The organism is Hyphobacterium sp. (assembly GCF_965217055.1).
In the GTDB taxonomy this organism is placed as follows: Bacteria; Pseudomonadota; Alphaproteobacteria; order Caulobacterales; family Maricaulaceae; genus Hyphobacterium.
Genome location: NZ_OZ244227.1, coordinates 946,210 through 964,469 on the forward strand (window position 1 = coordinate 946,210; position 18,260 = coordinate 964,469).

18 protein-coding genes are annotated in these 18,260 nt (G+C 63.3%); 6 read left to right on the forward strand and 12 right to left on the reverse strand.

Annotated features, from left to right (window positions below):
• Positions 1–27 precede the first annotated feature (27 nt).
• The 4 genes from ACOOFN_RS04795 to ACOOFN_RS04810 all read left to right on the forward strand — a co-directional run bounded on the left by ACOOFN_RS04795 (position 28) and on the right by ACOOFN_RS04810 (position 3,754).
• Entirely contained in the window at positions 28–1,146 is a 1,119-nt protein-coding gene (locus tag ACOOFN_RS04795; protein WP_420434212.1) for a DUF3500 domain-containing protein, read from the forward strand.
• The gene (locus ACOOFN_RS04800; RefSeq protein WP_420434214.1) at positions 1,143–1,850 is read left to right on the forward strand and encodes a hypothetical protein; all 708 of its coding nucleotides are present in this window, start codon (positions 1,143–1,145) and stop codon (positions 1,848–1,850) included. The genes ACOOFN_RS04795 and ACOOFN_RS04800 overlap by 4 nt, the downstream gene beginning before the upstream one ends.
• 114 nt (positions 1,851–1,964) lie before the next feature.
• On the forward strand, positions 1,965–2,954 hold the full coding sequence (locus tag ACOOFN_RS04805; protein ID WP_420434216.1) for a PhoH family protein: 990 nt from the start codon (positions 1,965–1,967) through the stop codon (positions 2,952–2,954).
• Between the two features lie 29 nt (positions 2,955–2,983).
• Complete coding sequence (locus tag ACOOFN_RS04810) at positions 2,984–3,754, forward strand: hypothetical protein (protein ID WP_420434218.1); 771 nt, start codon at positions 2,984–2,986, stop codon at positions 3,752–3,754.
• A gap of 9 nt (positions 3,755–3,763) precedes the next feature.
• On the opposite strand, the gene ACOOFN_RS04815 is transcribed toward ACOOFN_RS04810, so the two are convergent.
• The gene (locus tag ACOOFN_RS04815; RefSeq protein WP_420434220.1) at positions 3,764–4,606 is read right to left on the reverse strand and encodes a hypothetical protein; all 843 of its coding nucleotides are present in this window, start codon (positions 4,604–4,606) and stop codon (positions 3,764–3,766) included.
• A 169-nt stretch (positions 4,607–4,775) separates the two neighbouring features.
• On the opposite strand from ACOOFN_RS04815, the gene ACOOFN_RS04820 reads away from it, so the two are divergent.
• Both ACOOFN_RS04820 and ACOOFN_RS04825 read left to right on the forward strand, forming a co-directional pair.
• Positions 4,776–5,525, forward strand: a complete 750-nt coding sequence (locus ACOOFN_RS04820) for a glycosyltransferase family 2 protein (protein ID WP_420434222.1) — start codon at positions 4,776–4,778, stop codon at positions 5,523–5,525.
• A complete protein-coding gene (locus ACOOFN_RS04825) occupies positions 5,522–7,372 on the forward strand; it encodes an ArnT family glycosyltransferase (protein ID WP_420434224.1) in 1,851 nt (616 codons plus the stop codon). Before ACOOFN_RS04820 ends, ACOOFN_RS04825 begins: the two co-directional genes overlap by 4 nt.
• Here ACOOFN_RS04825 and folP read toward each other — a convergent pair.
• The 11 genes from folP to ybgC form a co-directional block, all read right to left on the reverse strand.
• A complete protein-coding gene (folP, locus tag ACOOFN_RS04830; protein ID WP_420434226.1) occupies positions 7,356–8,177 on the reverse strand; it encodes a dihydropteroate synthase in 822 nt (273 codons plus the stop codon). The two genes, ACOOFN_RS04825 and folP, sit on opposite strands and share 17 nt — an antisense overlap.
• A gap of 81 nt (positions 8,178–8,258) precedes the next feature.
• Positions 8,259–10,184 (reverse strand): ATP-dependent zinc metalloprotease FtsH, encoded by a 1,926-nt coding sequence (gene ftsH, locus ACOOFN_RS04835; protein ID WP_420434228.1) that lies wholly within the window; start codon positions 10,182–10,184, stop codon positions 8,259–8,261.
• Positions 10,185–10,238: 54 nt separating this feature from the next.
• Positions 10,239–11,555 (reverse strand): tRNA lysidine(34) synthetase TilS, encoded by a 1,317-nt coding sequence (gene tilS / locus ACOOFN_RS04840; protein WP_420434230.1) that lies wholly within the window; start codon positions 11,553–11,555, stop codon positions 10,239–10,241.
• A 5-nt stretch (positions 11,556–11,560) separates the two neighbouring features.
• Positions 11,561–12,481, reverse strand: a complete 921-nt coding sequence (gene ybgF, locus ACOOFN_RS04845) for a tol-pal system protein YbgF (RefSeq protein ID WP_420434232.1) — start codon at positions 12,479–12,481, stop codon at positions 11,561–11,563.
• Between the two features lie 136 nt (positions 12,482–12,617).
• Complete coding sequence (gene pal / locus ACOOFN_RS04850) at positions 12,618–13,139, reverse strand: peptidoglycan-associated lipoprotein Pal (RefSeq protein WP_420434234.1); 522 nt, start codon at positions 13,137–13,139, stop codon at positions 12,618–12,620.
• A gap of 173 nt (positions 13,140–13,312) precedes the next feature.
• Positions 13,313–14,665 carry a Tol-Pal system beta propeller repeat protein TolB gene (tolB, locus tag ACOOFN_RS04855; RefSeq protein WP_420434236.1) on the reverse strand — a complete coding sequence of 451 codons (1,353 nt, stop codon included), beginning with the start codon at positions 14,663–14,665 and terminating at the stop codon, positions 13,313–13,315.
• A gap of 40 nt (positions 14,666–14,705) precedes the next feature.
• Positions 14,706–15,485: a hypothetical protein gene (locus ACOOFN_RS04860; protein ID WP_420434238.1), complete on the reverse strand. Its 780-nt coding sequence runs from the start codon at positions 15,483–15,485 to the stop codon at positions 14,706–14,708.
• A gap of 12 nt (positions 15,486–15,497) precedes the next feature.
• The gene (locus tag ACOOFN_RS04865; RefSeq protein ID WP_420434240.1) at positions 15,498–15,950 is read right to left on the reverse strand and encodes an ExbD/TolR family protein; all 453 of its coding nucleotides are present in this window, start codon (positions 15,948–15,950) and stop codon (positions 15,498–15,500) included.
• Positions 15,951–15,952: 2 nt separating this feature from the next.
• The gene (gene tolQ, locus ACOOFN_RS04870) at positions 15,953–16,636 is read right to left on the reverse strand and encodes a protein TolQ (protein WP_420434242.1); all 684 of its coding nucleotides are present in this window, start codon (positions 16,634–16,636) and stop codon (positions 15,953–15,955) included.
• Positions 16,637–16,791: 155 nt separating this feature from the next.
• Positions 16,792–17,676, reverse strand: a complete 885-nt coding sequence (locus ACOOFN_RS04875) for a mechanosensitive ion channel family protein (protein ID WP_420434244.1) — start codon at positions 17,674–17,676, stop codon at positions 16,792–16,794.
• A gap of 56 nt (positions 17,677–17,732) precedes the next feature.
• Entirely contained in the window at positions 17,733–18,191 is a 459-nt protein-coding gene (gene ybgC, locus ACOOFN_RS04880) for a tol-pal system-associated acyl-CoA thioesterase (protein ID WP_420434246.1), read from the reverse strand.
• Positions 18,192–18,260: the final 69 nt, after the last annotated feature.

Here is an 18,260-nt window from a genome sequence, read left to right on the forward strand (position 1 = left end):
AATACGGACTTCAAAATGGGGGACACCATGAATTATTTGATCATTGCCGCGCTAACGTTTTGTCTGAGTAGCGGCGCCTGGGCGCATCCCGATCATCATCGGATCGCCATGCAGATAGAGGCGGACGCCATGGCGAATGCCGCGGTTGATTTCCTGTCGACGCTGGACGAACAACAGCGCGATGCCGTTCTGTTCGAACTGGACGACATGAACGCGCGCGAAAGCTGGAGCAATCTGCCAACGGTCATGGCGCCACGGGCAGGCCTTCAGATTGCCACCCTGAACGATAGACAGCGGATCGCCCTGCACGGGCTGTTATCCCGCTCGCTCTCCAGCGAAGGGTATAGCGACGCGCTCCACATCATGTCCCTGGAATCCATACTTTCCGCGAACCTGTCGGCGATGCTTGAGGAGCGCGGCGAAACCTTGCCTGAAGAAGACCGGGCGCAGGTCGAGTCGTTTGCCGCGTCGTTTGATCCGGAAAACTACTGGGTGCGGATTTTCGGTGACCCAGCCTCAGGGACCTGGTCGCTGGTGCTGGACGGTCACCATCTGGCCGTGACCGCGACCATCATTGACGGCCGGGTCAGTTTCGCTCCTGTTTTCCTCGGCAATAATCCCCAGATCATTCCATCAGGGATATATACCGGCCGGCGTTCGCTGCAACACGAGCTGGATAGGGTCGCCGATTTGATGTGGTCTCTGAACGCAGCGCAGCTAGCCGACCTAGTCCAATCACAAGACCGGACTGAAGCTCTGGAATTTGCCGGGCCGGGGTGGGTCCCCGACATGGACGCCGCACCCATCGGCCTGTCGGCAGCCGATCTAACTGAAAACCAGTTGCTCATGTTGCACTCCGCCATACGGGAATTTGTCGGTGTGGCCACCATGGCTGCGGCCGATGCCCGCTTAGCGCAAATCGAAGCTGACGGCCTCGAAACGCTAAGCCTTGCCTGGTGGGGCAATCATGACGATCTGTCGGAACCCTTTATGTTGAGACTATGGGCGCCGTCGCTTCTGATCGACTTTGCACGCGAGGGCCAGGTGAACGATGCGAACCACTTTCACATCGTCATCCGTGATCCGTCGAATGATTATGGCGCCGACTGGCTTCGCGATCATTATGCGGAGTCGCACGTCGAATGATCCTCGCCCGTCTTTCCCGCGCCATCCGGACACAGAACTGGTTCGCCGTTGTCCTCGAATTCGTCATCGTCATCGCCGGCGTGGTGATCGGTTTCCAGATCACGGCGTGGAATGCGGAGCGCGGGCGCCATCAGGCCGAACGGGAGGTCCTCGATCAGATTGAGGTGTCCGTGCGCGAGGACCTCGTCGAGCTCGAAGAGGAACTGGACCGTTTCGAGAGGGCAGAGACCGCGCTGACGCACCTGCTCGCACACATCGAGGCCGGTGATCCGTATGACCCGTCACTCGATGCCGCGTTCGGACTCATGTACGGGTTCGGCTACCTCAATCTCGATCGCGCGGCCTATGAATCCCTGAAGTCGCAAGGGGTCAATCTGATCCGCGATGTCGACCTTCGTCACCAGATCATCCGCCTCCACGAAGCGACCTATCGACAGGTCGATCAGTCCATGGCCCTTGAAGCCAATGTCGTGCTCTATATGCGGCCGTTTTTCGTCGAGAATTTCGAAGACCTGCAATTCACCGTGTCGGCCACGCCGATCAACTACGATCAGCTGGCGGCCGATCAGCGTTTGGTCAACCTGATCGAATACCGGCTGCAAACGATACGGATTAACCAGCTTCACCATCTTGGCGCTGCGCGAGACAGCATGACTGCGCTACTCGAGGCGCTCGAGACCGGCAACCAGGGGAGTTCCCCGTAATTCGTGCCTGCCCGTGCAATTCGATCTGAACGCGCCGGAAACCTGCTTAACGGCCCCTTCACGCCGGGCGGGGCATGATTCCTGCGAAAGCTTGCGGATAAGGGGGAGGCCGAAATGCCGGACCTAGCCACCATTGCACCCGCCGAACCGGCGCCCACGCACAAGGCCAATGTCGCGGTGCCGGAGGCGCTGTCGGCGCATCTGCGCGACAATACCGGTCTGCGACACAGCGCGCATGCCGCCGTGGCGCCCTATCACATGGCGCTGAAGGAAACCGCATCCGGGATCGAAGTCAGCGGTGATGCGCCGGCCGTGCTGGTGATGCAGCGCTGGCTGGAAAAGGCGGCCGCGAGCTGGCGCACGACCGGGCCGCATGACGTGCCGGACGGCGCGTCGCTGCGAAGCGCCATCGACGGCGCGCTGAAGCGCGATCTCGTCCTGCGGCTGGCCGGACTTCCCAAGCCGGTGCGGCCGCTGACACTGACGCAACACGCCTATATCGAGGCCCTGATCGAGGGCCGCGCGCCGGTGATCATGGCTTCCGGACCGACCGGTACGGGCAAGACGCATCTGGCGCTCGCAGCGGGCCTGAGCCTATTGGAAACCGGTGCCGTGCAGCACATGATCGTGGCGCGCCCGAATGTCGCCCGGGAGGGCCAGGTGATGACGGCCGAGCTACGCAATAACCGCGTCTATGACGAGAGTTTCGCGGGCATTGAGGACGAGCTCAATGATCTCGTCGGTCCCGATGTCGTGCACCGGTTGCAGGCCAGCCGGAAACTCGAAATCTGTCCCGTCGGCCATTTGCAGGGCAGGACTTTCGGGCACGCCTTCATGGTCATTGACGAGGCGCAGAACATGAATGTCCGGACCACACGCATGGTGGTCTCCCGCCTCGGCGAGAAATCCCGCATTGTGCTGGTCGGCGATCCCGATCATTGCGACATGCGCGAGGACGGCCGCTCGGGATTCGATCACTTGACCAGCCTGGTTGAAGGCGAGGATTTTGCGCGGATTATTCGCTTCGAGGTACCCGACATCGTTCGCAATCCCGTGGTCGCGCGCCTGGAAACGCTCTATGGGCGTGATGGCGGTGCGGGCTAGCCCGCATGGCCGGATAAGGAGCAGACACCATGATCCTTGCCCGTCTCTCCCAAGCGGTCCGAACCCAGAACTGGTTTGCCGTCGTGGTGGAATTCGTCGTCGTGGTCGCCGGCGTGGTGATCGGCTTTGCGGTCACCGGCTGGGCCGAAACGCGCAATGACGACCGGCGTGCGGACCTCTATCTGGAGCGGCTGTCCGCCGACATGGAAGAAAACCAGCGGCGATACATCCAGTCGCGCGATTTCCGGTCCGATGTCCGCGCCTTCGGACTGGAAGCCCTCGCCTATACCGAAGGCCGCCGCACGCCGGAGACGCCATGGCGGGTGATCCTGGCCTATTTCAACGCCAGCCAGGCGGGTGGCTCGGAGCTGGTCGCCGCGACCTATGGCGAGTTGATCGCCACGGGCGATCTGCGGCTGTTACAGAACTCGGCGCTGCGCGGTCGCCTCTCAAGCTATTACAGCCAGCAAGGTCTGATCCGCATCACGGACGAGCTGCCCGCCTACCGGGAATCGGTGCGGGGCGAGATTCCGATCGAATTGCAGAATTATATCTGGGCAAATTGCTACGAGACGATGGGCGGCCGCGATCAGGCGTTTTTCGATTGCGATGCGCCCGCGGATTTCGAGGTGACTCTATCTGCGTTCGCGGACCAGCTGGTGACCAACACCGAGCTGACGGCAGAGCTGCGCTACTGGGTCTCGACCCAGTTCGCCGCGCTGGAGCTCTACAGTTCGCGTATTGCGCTGACCCGGGCGATCCTCGAGGAGCTGCAAGCGGAAATCGCGACACGACGCTGACCGAAACCCCTACTCGGTTTCGGCACGTCCCCCGAGCAGGATCTGACCCATTACCGGGCGATGATCGGGATAGCCGCGCTGGTCGCGGCCGCAAAAGGGCTCGTCAAGAAAGGCCAGGTCTGTCACCGCCGGCCAGTCGAACGCAGCGCCGGCGAGGAAGATGAAGTCCAGAAGCGAGGCATAGTTGGGATTGCACTGCGATCCCGTGACCGGGCAATTGTCGGCTTCAAGGCACATGGGTTCCGGCCAGGAGACATGGCCGCCATCGGCGAATTGTTCGAAGGCGCGATTGCCGCCCTGGCGCGCGCCGCGGAAATCATAGTCGAAATTGAACGTGCCCATGGCGATAATCGCCTCCTGCGGGCGCTGCGCGATCCAGTCGCGCAGATTGATGGCCTGCTGGCGGCGGCGGGTCTCGTTGCCGCGATTGAAGTGATTGTTGACGAAGGTCAGATTGTGCCCGGTCCAGGCCGTGGCGCGCATCACGAGCGGCAGGCGGGACCCGCCCACGGCCTGTAATTCCTCGAAAGAAACATGGGCAAAGGCCGCTTCCAGATAGACATAGGCGAGGAAGTCGTCCTCGAAACGGCCGCCCGTCGAACCCATGCGCCCGACATAGGTCAGGCCGGTTGCGTCATTCAGCGACGTAACGAGTGTGTCGAGCATGGCCTGGTCCTCGACTTCCTGCAGCGCCCAGAGGTGCAGCGGCGGCATGCGGGTGAGATCTTCGGCAACGTTTTCGGCCGTCGTGTCGTCACCGGATTCAACATTGAAGGCGGCGATGACGAGCGACTGGGCGTGGGCGGTTGTGCCGATGAGAAGGGTCAGGATCAGGGAAAGCAGCAGGCGCATGGCGGGAAATTCCGTGGTCTTCCGGGGTCAGACTGCGCTAGTGCGCAATGATCGCGCTGAAGTCAATCGGCATGACGCGCAAGAGAGCGCTGGCCCCGGCTGAGTAAACTGCGCTAAGGGGAAGCGGTAGAAACGACTATCTCCTAGGCACGGACCAGAACGGGCGGACATGCAGGCAGGCACTCTTTCCATCGTCATTCCGGTGCACAATGAAGCCGGCAATATCGACGCGGTCATGGCTGAGGCGGTGGAAGTGTTTTCCGCCGCTTTCGACGCCTACCGCATTATCGCCGTGGAAGACGGGTCAAGTGACGAGACCTGGGACCGGCTTGCCGCGCTCGAAACGCAATATCCTGAACTGACCGCGATCCTGCATCCGGAACGCGCCGGCAAGAGCGCGGCTCTGCGCACCGGTTTCCTGGCTGCCGACACGCTGTGGGTCGCGACCATGGACGGTGACGGACAGGACGATCCGCGCTCCGTTGTCGACATGGCGGCGAAGATCGATCTGACATCGCTCAAATCCCCGGCATTGGTATGCGGTTGCCGCACCAACCGGACCGATGGCGCCAACCGGAAATGGGCGTCCAAGCTGGGCAATGGGATTCGCCGGGCCATGCTGCGCGATGATTGTCCAGACACGGCCTGCGGCCTGAAGCTGATCCCGCGCGATTTGTTTCTCGCTCTCCCTTTCTTCGACTCGCTGCACCGTTATTTGCCGCCACTGACCCGCTATCTCGGCTTCGACCAGATCTATGTCGACGTGGTCAACCGGGCGCGGATCTCGGGCGAGACGAAATACACCAATCTCGGCCGCGCCGTCGCCGGCTTCTTCGACCTTATGGGCGTGAACTGGCTGATGCGGCGCACGCACATCCCGGCGCGGCACCTCCTGTTTACGCCGAAAGGTGATGAATGATGACGGCCCTGACGAACTGGCTTGAAGGGGGCGAGACGCGCTGGGGCCTGACCAGCCGCGCCTGGCTGGTGTTGGCGATCATAGCATTGATCGCGCTCGCGCCGGGGCTGACCTCGATGCCGGTCATGGACCGCGACGAGGCGCGATACGCGCAAGCGGCCTCGCAGATGCTGGAGACCGGCGATTTTGTCGATATCCGCTTCCAGGCCGACCCACGACACGTGAAACCCGCCGGTATCTACTGGATGCAGGTCCTGACCGCCCTGCCCTTCGGCGGTGCCGATGCCGATATATTCGCCTTCCGCCTGCCCTCGCTGATCGGCATGCTGATCGCCGTGTTCGGCACGGCCTGGCTGGGCGCGCGATTATTCGGACCACAGGCCGGGCTGACAGCGGGGCTGCTGCTCGCCGTGGCGGTGATGAGCCAGGTCGAGGCGCGCACCGCAAAGACCGATGCGATGTTGCTGGCCACCGGCGTGCTGGCGCAGATCGGCCTGATCATGATGCTGCTGAAGGCCGAAGCCGGCGAGCGCCTTAAATTCATCGGCTGGCCCCTGCTGTTCTGGGCCGCGAGCGGCGCGGCCATCATGATCAAGGGTCCGATCATCACCATGGTTTCGGCGCTTACCCTGATCGGGTATTTCATCTTCAAGCTGAATGCGCGTTGGCTGTTTGCCATCATGGCTGCGGCCTTCGGCGTCGAAGTCCTGAAACTCGCCGGCCTGGGGTTCCTGCCCGGCGGCATCGCGGTGCTGATAGGCGGTCTGGCGGGCGTCTTCGTTTTCGAGTTGATCCGGAACCCGGACACGCGTTCCGCGCTGGCCAGGTTGCACTGGTTCAAGGGGCTTGCGGTATTGGCCGCGATCGCCCTGCCCTGGCTGATCGCGATCAATATCGCAACAGACTGGGCCTTCCTGCAGGAATCCGTCGGTCACGCCCTGTTCGGGAAGGTCGGCGAGGCCGATGACAGCCATGGCGGGCCCTTCCTCTATCACTCTATGCTGTCACCCGCGATGTTCTGGCCCGGCTCGATCGCGCTTGGACTTGCCTTCCTGGCGGCGTGGGCCAACCGCAAGCGCCCCGAGATCCGCCTTTTGATCGTCTGGGCCGTGCTCACCTGGATTGTCTTTGAATTCGTGCAGACCAAGCTGCCGCATTATGTGCTGCCCGCCTTTCCGGCACTGGCACTGCTTGCTGGACTCGGCGTGAAACAGGCCGGCGAATTGTTGACCGGCCGGGGCGCCAAGGCGCTGCATTTCCTGTGGATCGGGCTTGCCATTGTCGCGGGCCTGGCGATTGCCGCCATCCCGACCTATGGCGCAATCGAGCTCGGCCAGGAGATGCCTGTTGCGGCCTATATCGCCACGGCGCTCGGCCTCGCCTGTCTTGTGGCGATTGCCTTCTTTGCGCTGAAGCCCGACCCGGCGCGCCTCGTCCCCGTCGCTGGCCTTGCCGCGCTGATGTATGCGGCCGCCTTCGGTTTTGCCATCCCGTCGGTGGATGCGGCCTGGCCCTCGAACCGGGTCCACCGCATCGTGACACAGCTGCAAGGCTGCGAGGCCTTCCCGGCGGCGACGGCAGGCTATCGCGAGCCGTCCAACGTCTTCTATCTGGGCACCGAGGTCGCGCTGACCGATGGTGCCGGCGCGGCCGAACACCTGCTGGCAAATCCCAATTGCGCGATTGCGATCGTCGACATCACCGAGCGCGACGCCTTCCTCGCAGCGATGGCAGGGAGTGATGTGCGCAGCCTCGGAACGGTAAGCGGCACAAATCTGGTGAAAGGCGACTCACTGATGCTGGAAATCGTGACCGCCGCGAATTCCCGGGTCACGCGTCCGGACTGATCGCCGCCCTGATCCGGAAAGCCTGAACCGTCTCGCGAACATCGTGCACGCGCACGCATGCTGCGCCTTCGCTTGCAGCATGGAGCGCAGCATAAAGCGACCCGCCGAGCCTCTGGCCCGCAGGCGCATCATTGTCCAATGCTGCAATGAATCGCTTGCGCGATGCGCCGACCAGCAAAGGAAAACCAAGCCCGCACAGGGCCGAAATGCTGCGCAGCAATTCGACATTATGCTGCAGTGTTTTTCCAAAACCAATGCCGGGGTCGAGCCAGATCTTGTCGCGCGAAACACCCGCCGAAATCACCGCTTCGGCGCGCTGTGAAAGCGCGGTCGTCACCTCGCGCACGACATCTTCGTAGTGTGGATGTTGCTGCATGGTCTGCGGCGCGCCCTGCATGTGCATCACGATGACACCGCAGCTCAGCTTCGCCGCCAGCTCTGCCGCTCCGGGTGCCTGCAATGCATTGACGTCGTTCCAGATCGTGGCGCCGGCATCGATGGCGGCCGCGGCCACGGCGGGTTTCATCGTGTCGATCGACATCGCCACGTCGGCGTGCCGGCGGATGCCTCGAATGACAGGGAGAACGCGCTTCAGCTCGTCCTCTTCGCTGACCGGTTCGGCGCCCGGCCGCGTCGATTCTCCACCAACATCCAGGACGTCAGCGCCCTCGCGGACCAGCTTCAGGGCATGATCGATCGCCGCGTCGGCATTATCAAAGCGCCCGCCATCGGAAAAGCTGTCGGGCGTGACATTGACGATGCCCATGACGAGGGGACGTCCGTGCGTGGGAACAGGAAAGGTCATCGCGAAATCTTGATGGGATTGCGGCGTGAAATCCAGCGATCACGCATGAAAAAGGGGCGCCCACGGGCGCCCCTTGTCAAATCAGGCGCCCTGCGGCGCCGGGCCTCCAGAGGGCTCGGACCCCTTGTCGTCGGCCTCGTCCTCGTCGGTGATCGGAACCGAACCGGTTGGCGTGTCATCCGGCGACGGCGGCTCGTCGGAACTGCGGTCGGGCGGATTGCCCTTCAACAGATCGACGATCTCCGAACCGCTCAGCGTCTCGTATTCGAGAAGGCCCTCGGACAGGGTTTCCCAGTCTTTTTTCTTTTCGGAGAGGATGCGGCGGGCTTCGTCCATTCCGGTCTGGACCAGCCCCTTGACCTCTTCCTCGATCTTGCGTGCGGTTTCGCCGGACACCGATTTCGATTGCACCAATTGCTGGCCGAGGAAAACCTCGCCCTGGTCGTCGCCATAGTCGACGGGACCGAGATCCTCGGAGAAGCCCCAGCGCGTCACCATGGCGCGCGCCAGGCGCGTCGCCTGCTGGATATCGGACGCGGCGCCGGAGGTGACCTTCTCCTTGCCGAATTTCAGCTCCTCGGCAACGCGGCCACCCATCATGATGGCGAGGCGCGAGGTCATTTCCTCGTGCGTCATCGACAGCTTGTCGTTCTCCGGGAGCTGCATGACCATGCCGAGGGCGCGGCCGCGCGGGATGATCGTCGCCTTATGGACCGGGTCGGCCGCCGGCACGTTGAGCGCGACGATGGCGTGACCGGCCTCGTGATAGGCGGTGAGCTGCTTTTCCTTGTCGGACATGACCATCGAGCGGCGCTCCGGCCCCATCATGACCTTGTCCTTGGCGTCCTCGAATTCCTGCATCGAGACCATGCGCTTGTTGCGGCGGGCCGCCAGCAGCGCGGCTTCGTTGACAAGATTGGCGAGGTCGGCGCCGGAGAAGCCGGGCGTGCCGCGGGCAATCACCTTGGCGTCGACATTGTCGGCCAGCGGTACATTGCGCATATGCACTTTCAGGATTTTCTCGCGGCCGATGATGTCCGGGTTCGGTACGACGACCTGGCGGTCGAAGCGGCCGGGGCGCAAGAGCGCCGGGTCGAGCACGTCCGGGCGGTTGGTGGCGGCGATCAGGATGATGCCTTCATTGGCCTCGAAACCGTCCATTTCGACGAGCAGCTGGTTGAGCGTCTGTTCGCGCTCGTCATTGCCGCCACCGAGGCCGGCGCCGCGCGAGCGGCCGACAGCATCGATCTCGTCGATGAAGATGATGCAGGGCGCGTTCTTCTTGGCCTGTTCGAACATGTCGCGGACGCGGCTGGCGCCGACCCCGACGAACATTTCCACGAAGTCCGAACCTGAAATCGTGAAGAAGGGCACATTGGCTTCGCCAGCCACCGCACGCGCGGTCAGCGTCTTGCCGGTGCCCGGCGGGCCGATCAGCAGCGCGCCCTTGGGAATCTTGCCGCCGAGGCGCTGAAACTTGGAGGGATCCTGCAGGTATTCGACGATTTCCTGGAGCTCTTCCTTGGCCTCGTCGATGCCGGCGACATCGTCAAACGTCACGCGGCCCTGTTTCTCGGTGAGCAGGCGCGCCTTTGATTTACCGAAGCCCATGGCGCCACCGCGACCACCGCCCTGCATCTGGCGCATGAAATAGATCCAGACGCCAATCAGCAGCAGGAAGGGGAAGATGTTCAGGAGCCAGCTGAACACGTTGAACCCGCTGGGTGCCGGTTCGACCTGGAACTCGACGTCATTGGCCCGCAGGATCTGGTAAAGCTGGTTGTCCTCGACAGGGTAGATCGCGCGGACAGGGTTTGCTCCCTCGCTGCGGATCTGGTCGCCGTCGATGACGACGCGGTTGATCTGGTCGTTTTCCACCAGCTGGATGAAGCGCGAATACTCGATCGCTTCGCTGCCCGCGGTCTCGCGGGTCGGCTGGAGGAGGTTAAAGAGCGCCACCAGGAGGAGGATCATGATAGCCCAGATCATCAGGTTACGAAGGTTCATTGTGTTTTCCGTCGTTCAACGCCGTTTCTTTCCCGATATGGGGCATTCGGGACGCTAATGCGAGCCTTGCGCCGCTTGGTCGCGCAGTTGTGTATGAAACCATGGCGGCGGGCGATCCCCAAACAGGTTGCGCGCGATCAGTTCGGATGCAAGCCAGTGAACGCCCCGAAAATCCCCGTCCAACCCTGCAAGCCCCTGAAATCGGCCATTTTCCCATACCGAGAGCAGTCCGGACCGCGCGGCCGGAGGAATGGGGCCGAGCCCTACCCCATCGCGTTCGTCCGACGGACATTCGGAAAACGGACGAATCTGAATTTGACGGCCGCGAATTTCAAATCGTCCGTCCCAGACACAGGTTTCGCCGATTCTGGCAATCTCCGGCCGGTGCCGGCTGCGATCGGCACGGCCGGTGGCGTGGCCGGGATCGCGGAACAGAAAGGCCCGGGCGCCTCGATAGCCGAGCGCGGCGCCGCCAGCGGTAATCGCTTCGCCTGAACGCAGCGCGCCGGCGAGCTTGCGGGCCGCCGCGGATTGTGGCGCCGGATCGCCGCTGACCGCAGCGCGTAACGCTTCCACCGCCCGCCATGGCGCCGCGTGGTCGCGGTCGAGCGAGATTCCGCCCCAGGCGTGAAAAACGGCATTCCGCATCAGCCAGCGCCCGGCGGTTTCGGCCTGCGTCTTGTGATAGCGCCCGATCCTGTCCGCCAGGCCGGCCAGCCGAGCGGGATCGAAGCCGCCGCTTTCAAGCTGGGCAAGCATGGCACGGTCGCGGACCCGGCTGAACGCCGGATCGGTATTTGACGGATCGTCGATCCAGTTCTCGCCGCATCGCGACAATGCATCGCGCAATGCGGCACGTCGGGCGCCGAGGAGCGGTCGCACTAGGCTAATGCCCCGGCCTTCGGGCCAGAGCGGCAGTGGGTCGATGATCGACATCGCCGAAAGGCCCTCGATGCCACTGCCGGCAAGGAGGCGCCGCCAGACGGTTTCCGCCTGGTCGTCGCAGGTATGGCCGAGAAGGATGGCCCTGGCGCTCCCTTTACCTGCCAGCCGGGCGAAGGTTTCGAGCCGGAAGCGGCGTGCGGCGGCCTGCAGGCCGGTCGCCGGCTTGTCCCCCTCCCAGCGTGCGATGATCGGGGTCCAGCCCAGCGCGCGCGCCTGGCCGGCAGCACGATCGGCTTCCGCCGCGCTTTCCGGGCGCAGAGCATGATCGATGATAACCGGGCGAAGGATCGATCCGGTTTCGCTTGCCCAGCCAGTCGCCAGGTGCAGGAGCGCCAGAGAATCACCGCCACCGGAAAACCCGAGCAGAACTGTCTCGCCCTCCCAGTCCGCCAGGCAGGCGCCAAGCGGTTCGATTCCGGCAGGCAATGGCGTCAGCGGCAACCGGCGCGCAAGGATTCGCGTTCGGCGCGGGCGCTGGCATTCGGGCTGGCCGACGGGAATTCGCGGGAGAAGCGTGCCAGTGTCGAGCAGGCTTCGTCATTTCGGCCCAGCGCAGCTAGGGAAGAAGCCAGCCGGACCAGGGCGTCGGGCGCAACCGAGCCGTTGCGTTCGGCGCGCAGCGAGGAAATGTAGGCTTCGGCCGCTGATGAGTAATCGCCGCGCACATAGAAGGTCTCACCGAGCCAGAACCAGGCCTCGTCGATCAATTCGTCATCCGGAAAATCGGCAATGAAGCCGGAAAAATCTTCCTGGGCGCCGTCAAAATCGCCGTCGAGCAATTTGGCCCGGGCCTGACCGTAGGCCTGGCTGGCGCTCAAAGCCGGGGCGCGGTCGCCGGCGGGAGCCAATTGCTGGCCCAGCGGGCGCGTGGCGGCTGCCCGCTCCTCGGCGTAGGGGTCATCGCTGTCCGTCACGGCGAGGCGGCCACCCGTGAGGTCGCGAGGGCCGTTTCCAGCCGTGCCGGACGTCGCCATCGCCGGCTCACCGGTTTCCGTCATGGTCTCGGGAATTGGGTTTCCGTCTTCGTCGAATTGCGGCTCCTGCGGCGTCCGCAATCGCTCGACCTGCCGGCCCAGGCTCTCGATCTCGCGATCCTGGGCCTCGATCTGCTGGCCCAGCCGCCGGTTCTCGAATTCCAGGCGCTCGACCTGGCCGGTGGCTTCCTGGACCTGGTATTCGAGGTCGCCAATCCGCGTGAGAAGCTGATCCATTTGCGCGATACGCTGCGCTTCCATATCCGCGAACCGGGCTTCGACGGCGTCAAGCCGGCGAGCGAGCTCGCGGCGCGACTGCGCATCTACAGGCGCTGTCAGAAGGACGATTGCCAACACAGCAAGGCAGTATCGGATCATGGTCAGGTCATCCCTTCATTCGGCCAGACATTGCGGAATAAGCGATCGAGACGGCAAAAATACGGCGACCGGATGAACACGGGGAAACGCCCGCAGAGACCAGTCTGCGGGCGTCGGTCCGGATTCAATCCCGCTGCTAGCCCGTGGCGCCACCGGTGATCATGGTGGTGGCGTTGCGGTTCAGCGACCAGCAACGCTCGCTGGACTCGCGGCAGGTCGGGCGTTCCTTGCCATAGGACACGGTCTGGATGCGCGACGGCGACACGCCGAGGCTGACCAGATAATCCCGCGCTGCATTGGCCCGGCGGGCCCCCAGGGCGAGGTTGTATTCGCGCGTGCCGCGTTCATCGCAATTGCCGGCAATCCGGATCGTGACGCTTGGATAGGCGTTCAGCCAATCGGCTTGACGGCGCAGGGTTTCGCGGCCCGCGGACGTCAATGTCGAGCGATCGAGATCGTAGAATACGCGATCTCCGGCCGTGGCGACGAAATGGGCTGTCGTTCCGGGCACCGGTCCCGGATTGGCAGCCGGCGTTTCGGTACGTGTTGTGCGCGGCGGCTCGGACGGACCGGAATTATTGTCGGTCGTCTGCGGCGTCGACGCGCATGCAGCAAGCAGCGCTGTCATGCCGGCAACCATTACGAACTTGATATTCATAGGTAATCTTCCCTTCTTCACCGGGTCCATGCCAGCCCCCGGAGCCTCCACCAGATACGCGCGATTACGCCTTTTTCGAGACAAATCCCGGTCCGGATTGAAAAATTCCCGTCACCGGTCTCGCCATTCGCGGCCTTCGCCGCACGCAATTCAACACGCTAACGCCAAAATCCCTACTCGATCAAGGGTGACCAGGCCGGATCGGACGACTGGCCGTTGATCGGCATGCGCCGCAGATTGAAGCCGGCAAGATCGACACTCCAGATCTCGTATTCGGTTCCCTCGCGTCCGCGCTCGCCGCGCGTGAACAGGATGACGCGCCCGTTTGGCGACCAGGCCGGTGTGTCGACATAGTAGCCGCGGTACAGGATTCGTTCCTCGCCAGAGCCGTCGGATGCGACCACGCCGAGCGAGAATTGCCCGTTGTGCTGCTTGACGAAAGCGATCAGATCGCCGCGCGGCGACCAGACCGGTGCGGTATAACGGCCTTCACCGAACGAGATGCGTGAGACATTGCCGCCATTGGCGTCCATCACATAGAGCTGCGATCCACCGCTGCGGCTCGACGAAAACACGATGTGCTCGCCATCAGGCGCGAAGCTCGGTTCAACGTCGTCTGCCGGGTGCTGCGTCAGACGGCGCAGGCTGCGCGAACGCAAATCGAACAAATGGATGTCATGACCGGCTTGCAACTCGATCGACACGGCGAGTTGCTCGCCATCGGGTGAAAAGCGGGCCGACAGGGACTGGCCGTCCGGATCGATACGCGCCAGCCCGGTTCCGCCGGACGCGAACAGGGCTTCCTGGCGGCCGCTTTCGAGATCGTAGACATAGGTTGTCGCCTGTCCGTCGAGGAAGGAGACATAGGTGATCTGCTGGGCGCTTGGCGAATAGTTCGGCAACAGGGCCCAATACGACCGGTTGGTCAGGAAGGACGGGTTGGCGCCGTCCTGATCCATATAGGCCAGCCGGCGCAGCGGTTCGCCCTGCGGACCGATGCTCTCGGACACGTAAACGATGCGGGTGTCGAAATAACCGCTTTCGCCGGTGAGGCGTTCATAGACCGCGTCGGCGACACGGTGTGCGACGCGGCGCCAGTTTTCAGGCGATGTGACGAATTGAAGACCGACCAGCTGTTCCTGCAGCCGCGTATCCCAGAGCCGGAAACCGACCAAGAGGCGGCCATCGCCCTGGCGGGTGACCTGGCCGATCAGTAGCGCATCGGCATTGATGACGCGCCAGTCCTGGAAACGCGGGCGGAGGTTGAAATCCTCGATTTCCTCGATGAAGGCTGCCGGGTCGACGGTGGTGAACAGACCCGAGCTTTCCAGGTCCCCAGCCACGACACCGGCAATGTCGGCACCGCGCCCGTCGGTCCCGCCTTCATCGATGAAGGCCGGGATGGCGATCGGCATCGGATCGAGGTGTCCTCGCGAGATATCGACCTGCAGCGGCTCCTGCGCGAAGGCAGACGCCGGCACGAGCACAATCAGAAAAGCCAGGAAACGGTGGAATAGCGGGGTCATGATGGTTCAGCACTCCGATGGGTGTGGCGTCAGACTAGCATCAAGTCTGCTGCCGGAAAGTGACATCTATACGGCGCCAAATGGAATAATGTTCGGCAGGCAGCCGATAGGGCGAACAATCGATGATCGCCGAAAGGGCGCGATCGCGCGCGACGCGCCAATACTGGTTCGTCGACGCGTCGATAGCCTGCCGGTTGAGCACGTCCGGGCGGCCATCCAGGCTGCCGTCGCGATTGAGGCGCACGCGTACCACAACGATGAGCCGTTCCGGGTTCGGCGCGTCGACCGAGCTGCGGAAACAGCGCTGCGCCTGACTGCGGATCGAATCTGCCAGGGTGACGCCGATGGCCTCGTTGGACCGCGCGCCCTGCGTCTGGTTTCGCGAAGGCGACGTGGCCCGCTCCTCGTCAACGACATTGGCGAGATCTCCGAGCAGTGAATCGAGCGAATCCGTGGAACGCGACGGGGCCGGCGGCGGTGTTTCCCGCTGCGGTGTGGCCTCGGGTTCCGGTGTCAGCGCCGCGATCTCGGCGGGCGCCGGCTCGGTTTCGGTTTCCGGCTCGGCTTCGGGAGCCGCGTCGACCTCGATTTCGGACGGCGCTTCCTCGGGAACGGGCGCAGGCGCCGCCTCTTCAGCGGGCACGTCCTCGATCACCTCTTCGGGAAGGTTGGTTTGCGGCGCGATTTCCTCGACCAGGTCGAGCGGCACGATCTGGCTGGTGGTGAACTGGTTTACAGATTGCGGAAAGTAGATGAGCCCGGCGGCCACAAATCCGACATGCACGGCAAGCGACAGAAAAAGGACGAGTGCTGTGCGCATACCAGCCAGCCGCTACTCGTCTCGATCGTCTTCGGTCGACCCACCCACGCCCGGGCTGTGGACCAGGCCGAGATTGGTATAGCCGGCGTTCGACACGCGCGCCATGATCCGGGCCACCGTTCCATAGTTCGCATTCTCGTCGCCACGGATGAAGATACGGCCGTCAAAGCCAGCACCTGAAATGGCCCGCAGGCGCGGCACCAGCTGTTCGATCGTGACCTCGGTTTCCTGCAGGAAAATCTCGCCATTCGGGCCGACGGTGATGGTCAGCGGTTCGGCATCCGCCGACATGCTCTGGGCATCTGTTTCAGGCAGGTCGACCTCGACACCGACGGTCAGCAGCGGCGCGGTGATCATGAAAACGATGAGGAGAACGAGCATGACGTCGACAAAGGGCGTGACGTTGATCTCGGCCTGGGGCTTCCAGCGGCCACGGCGTCCTCCGGAAGAGACGGAACCGGCCATGTCTAACTCTCGCCTCGGTCGGCCAGTGCCGACAGCTCATCGGCGAAAGCCTCGAGCCGGGCGGCATAGCCCGACAGGTTGGCCGACAGTGCGTTGAAAAAGATCACGGCGGGAACCGCCGCAAGCAGGCCGAGCGCCGTCGCAAACAGGGCCTCGGCAATCCCCGGCGCGACGACGGCGAGATTGGTGTCCTGAGAAGCGGCAATGGCACGGAAGGCGTTCATGATGCCCCACACGGTTCCGAACAGGCCGATGAAGGGCGCGGAGGAGGAAATCGTCGCCAGCATGCCCAGCCCGCCTTCCAGCTTGGACAGTTCCCGCGCCGATTCAGCGTTCGCCGCCTTGGCGACGCGGTCGCCGGCATTGCGTCCCTTCCATTCGCGCAACCCCGCAGCAAAAACGCGGGAAAACGGATCGCGCGGACGTTTGCCGTAATCATTGGCCAGCGCGTCGAGATCGCGGCCGGACCAGAAATCGTCTTCGAACGTCTTGCCGCGCGAACGTGCCGAGCGCAGCGACAACCATTTGTCGATCGCGATCGCCCACGAAGCGATGGACATGACGACCAGCACGCCCATGACGGCCTTCACCACCCAGTCGGCCCGCAAGAAGAGGTCGATAAAGCCGAACTCCTGGGCCATGGGGGCCACTTCGATGATCCCGGTTTCCATCAATAATCCTTTCATGGCGGCCAACGGGCCAAGGGTTTCGCCGAGAAGCGTTAATCCCTCGCTTCCAAAAGGACCAGGATGCACACGTCAAGCCAATGCGCGCCAAGCGCGATTTAAATATCCTTCAGATTGCGGCAGATTTGGGGAAGGCGCTGACCGACGCGCAGCGCCTACGATGTGCCCGAACCCTCGGCGGCTTCGGTCGACATTTCGACCGGGAGCGGCTCATTGAAGGTCAAGGTACGGTAGGGGAACGGGATCTCGATACCGGCATCGTCGACAGCAGCCTTGATGGCGATCACCATGTCGGAGCGGGTCTGGTGCATGTCGCGCGGCGCCGATTTCGCCCACCAGCGGACGCAGAAATCGATCGAGGACGCACCAAAGGCGGTGGCATAGACCTCGACGCCCTTCTCGGTGTCGATACCGTCAACGCCGGACGCCGTCTTCTCGATCAGCTCGCGACATTCGGCGGCATTCTCGCCATAAGCCACGCCGACGATCAGCTCGTAGCGCCGCTGGTCGCGATCGGTCTTGATCTCGACCGGGTTCTTGAACAGGAAGGAATTGGGGACGAGGACCAGTTCGCCCGACATCTCGCGGATGTAGGTGTCGCGAATGGTGATTTCCTCGACCTTGCCGACCGTATCCTCGACCTCGATGACGTCGCCGATCCGCATCGGTTTGCGGACCATGATCATGATGCCGGCCATGAAATTCTCGAAAATGTCCTTGAAGGCGAGACCCACCGCGATGCCGGCAATCCCCAGCGCGCCGATCAACTCGGCCGGGGTCAGGGACGGGAAGAGAATGGTGGCGGCGATCAAGGCGCCCAGAACCCAGACCAGAATGCCGGTCATCGTCTGGATCAGGTCGGAAAGGGCCCGCCGCGTGCGCGCCTTGCGCGCTGCGGCTCGCGCCGCGCGCGACAGCAGGCGGGCCAGCAGCCAGGTGGCGGCCAAGACGATCCATGCGAGCACCAATTGCGGAATGGTCTGAACGAAGCCGACCCAGATAGTCTGCAGTTGATTGATCAGCGGATCGAAAAATTTCATGCGGCCAGTCTCCTTCCGTTCTGAAACGGATGGCGCCGCAAGAAGTTCCGAACCGTCTATGCGTCGCGCGGCTGCACGACCGGCGTCCACACTTCGATCATCCATTTCGGCGGGCGCTTGGGCCGGCCTGACGGGTCGATGATCACCGCCTCGACCGTCGCCTCGCACAGCGCCTCGCTGCCGCGCACTATGCGCTGCTCCATCCGCAATCGCGGGCCCTTGTTGGGGCGGTAGACGGTTTCCACGATAAGCGCTTCATCGACCTTTGCCGGCCGCAGCCAGTGGATGTCCATGTGACGAACCGCGAACGCCACAGGGTCGTCGGCCTCGATCAGCTCGGAGTGATGTACCCCCAGGGCCCGCAGGCTTTCGGTTCTGCCGCGCTCGAAGAAATGCAAGTAGCGGGCATGGTAGACGATGCCGGAAAAGTCCGTGTCCTCGTAATAAACGCGGACCGGCAGGCGGTGCACCCGGTCGTCGCTCCACTCGCCGCATTCGGGCGCTTTCAATGACATCTCGATTAACTCCCTCGTAGGAGGCGCTCCATACCCTGATAGAGCTTGGCAGGAGGGTGGCCGTCAATC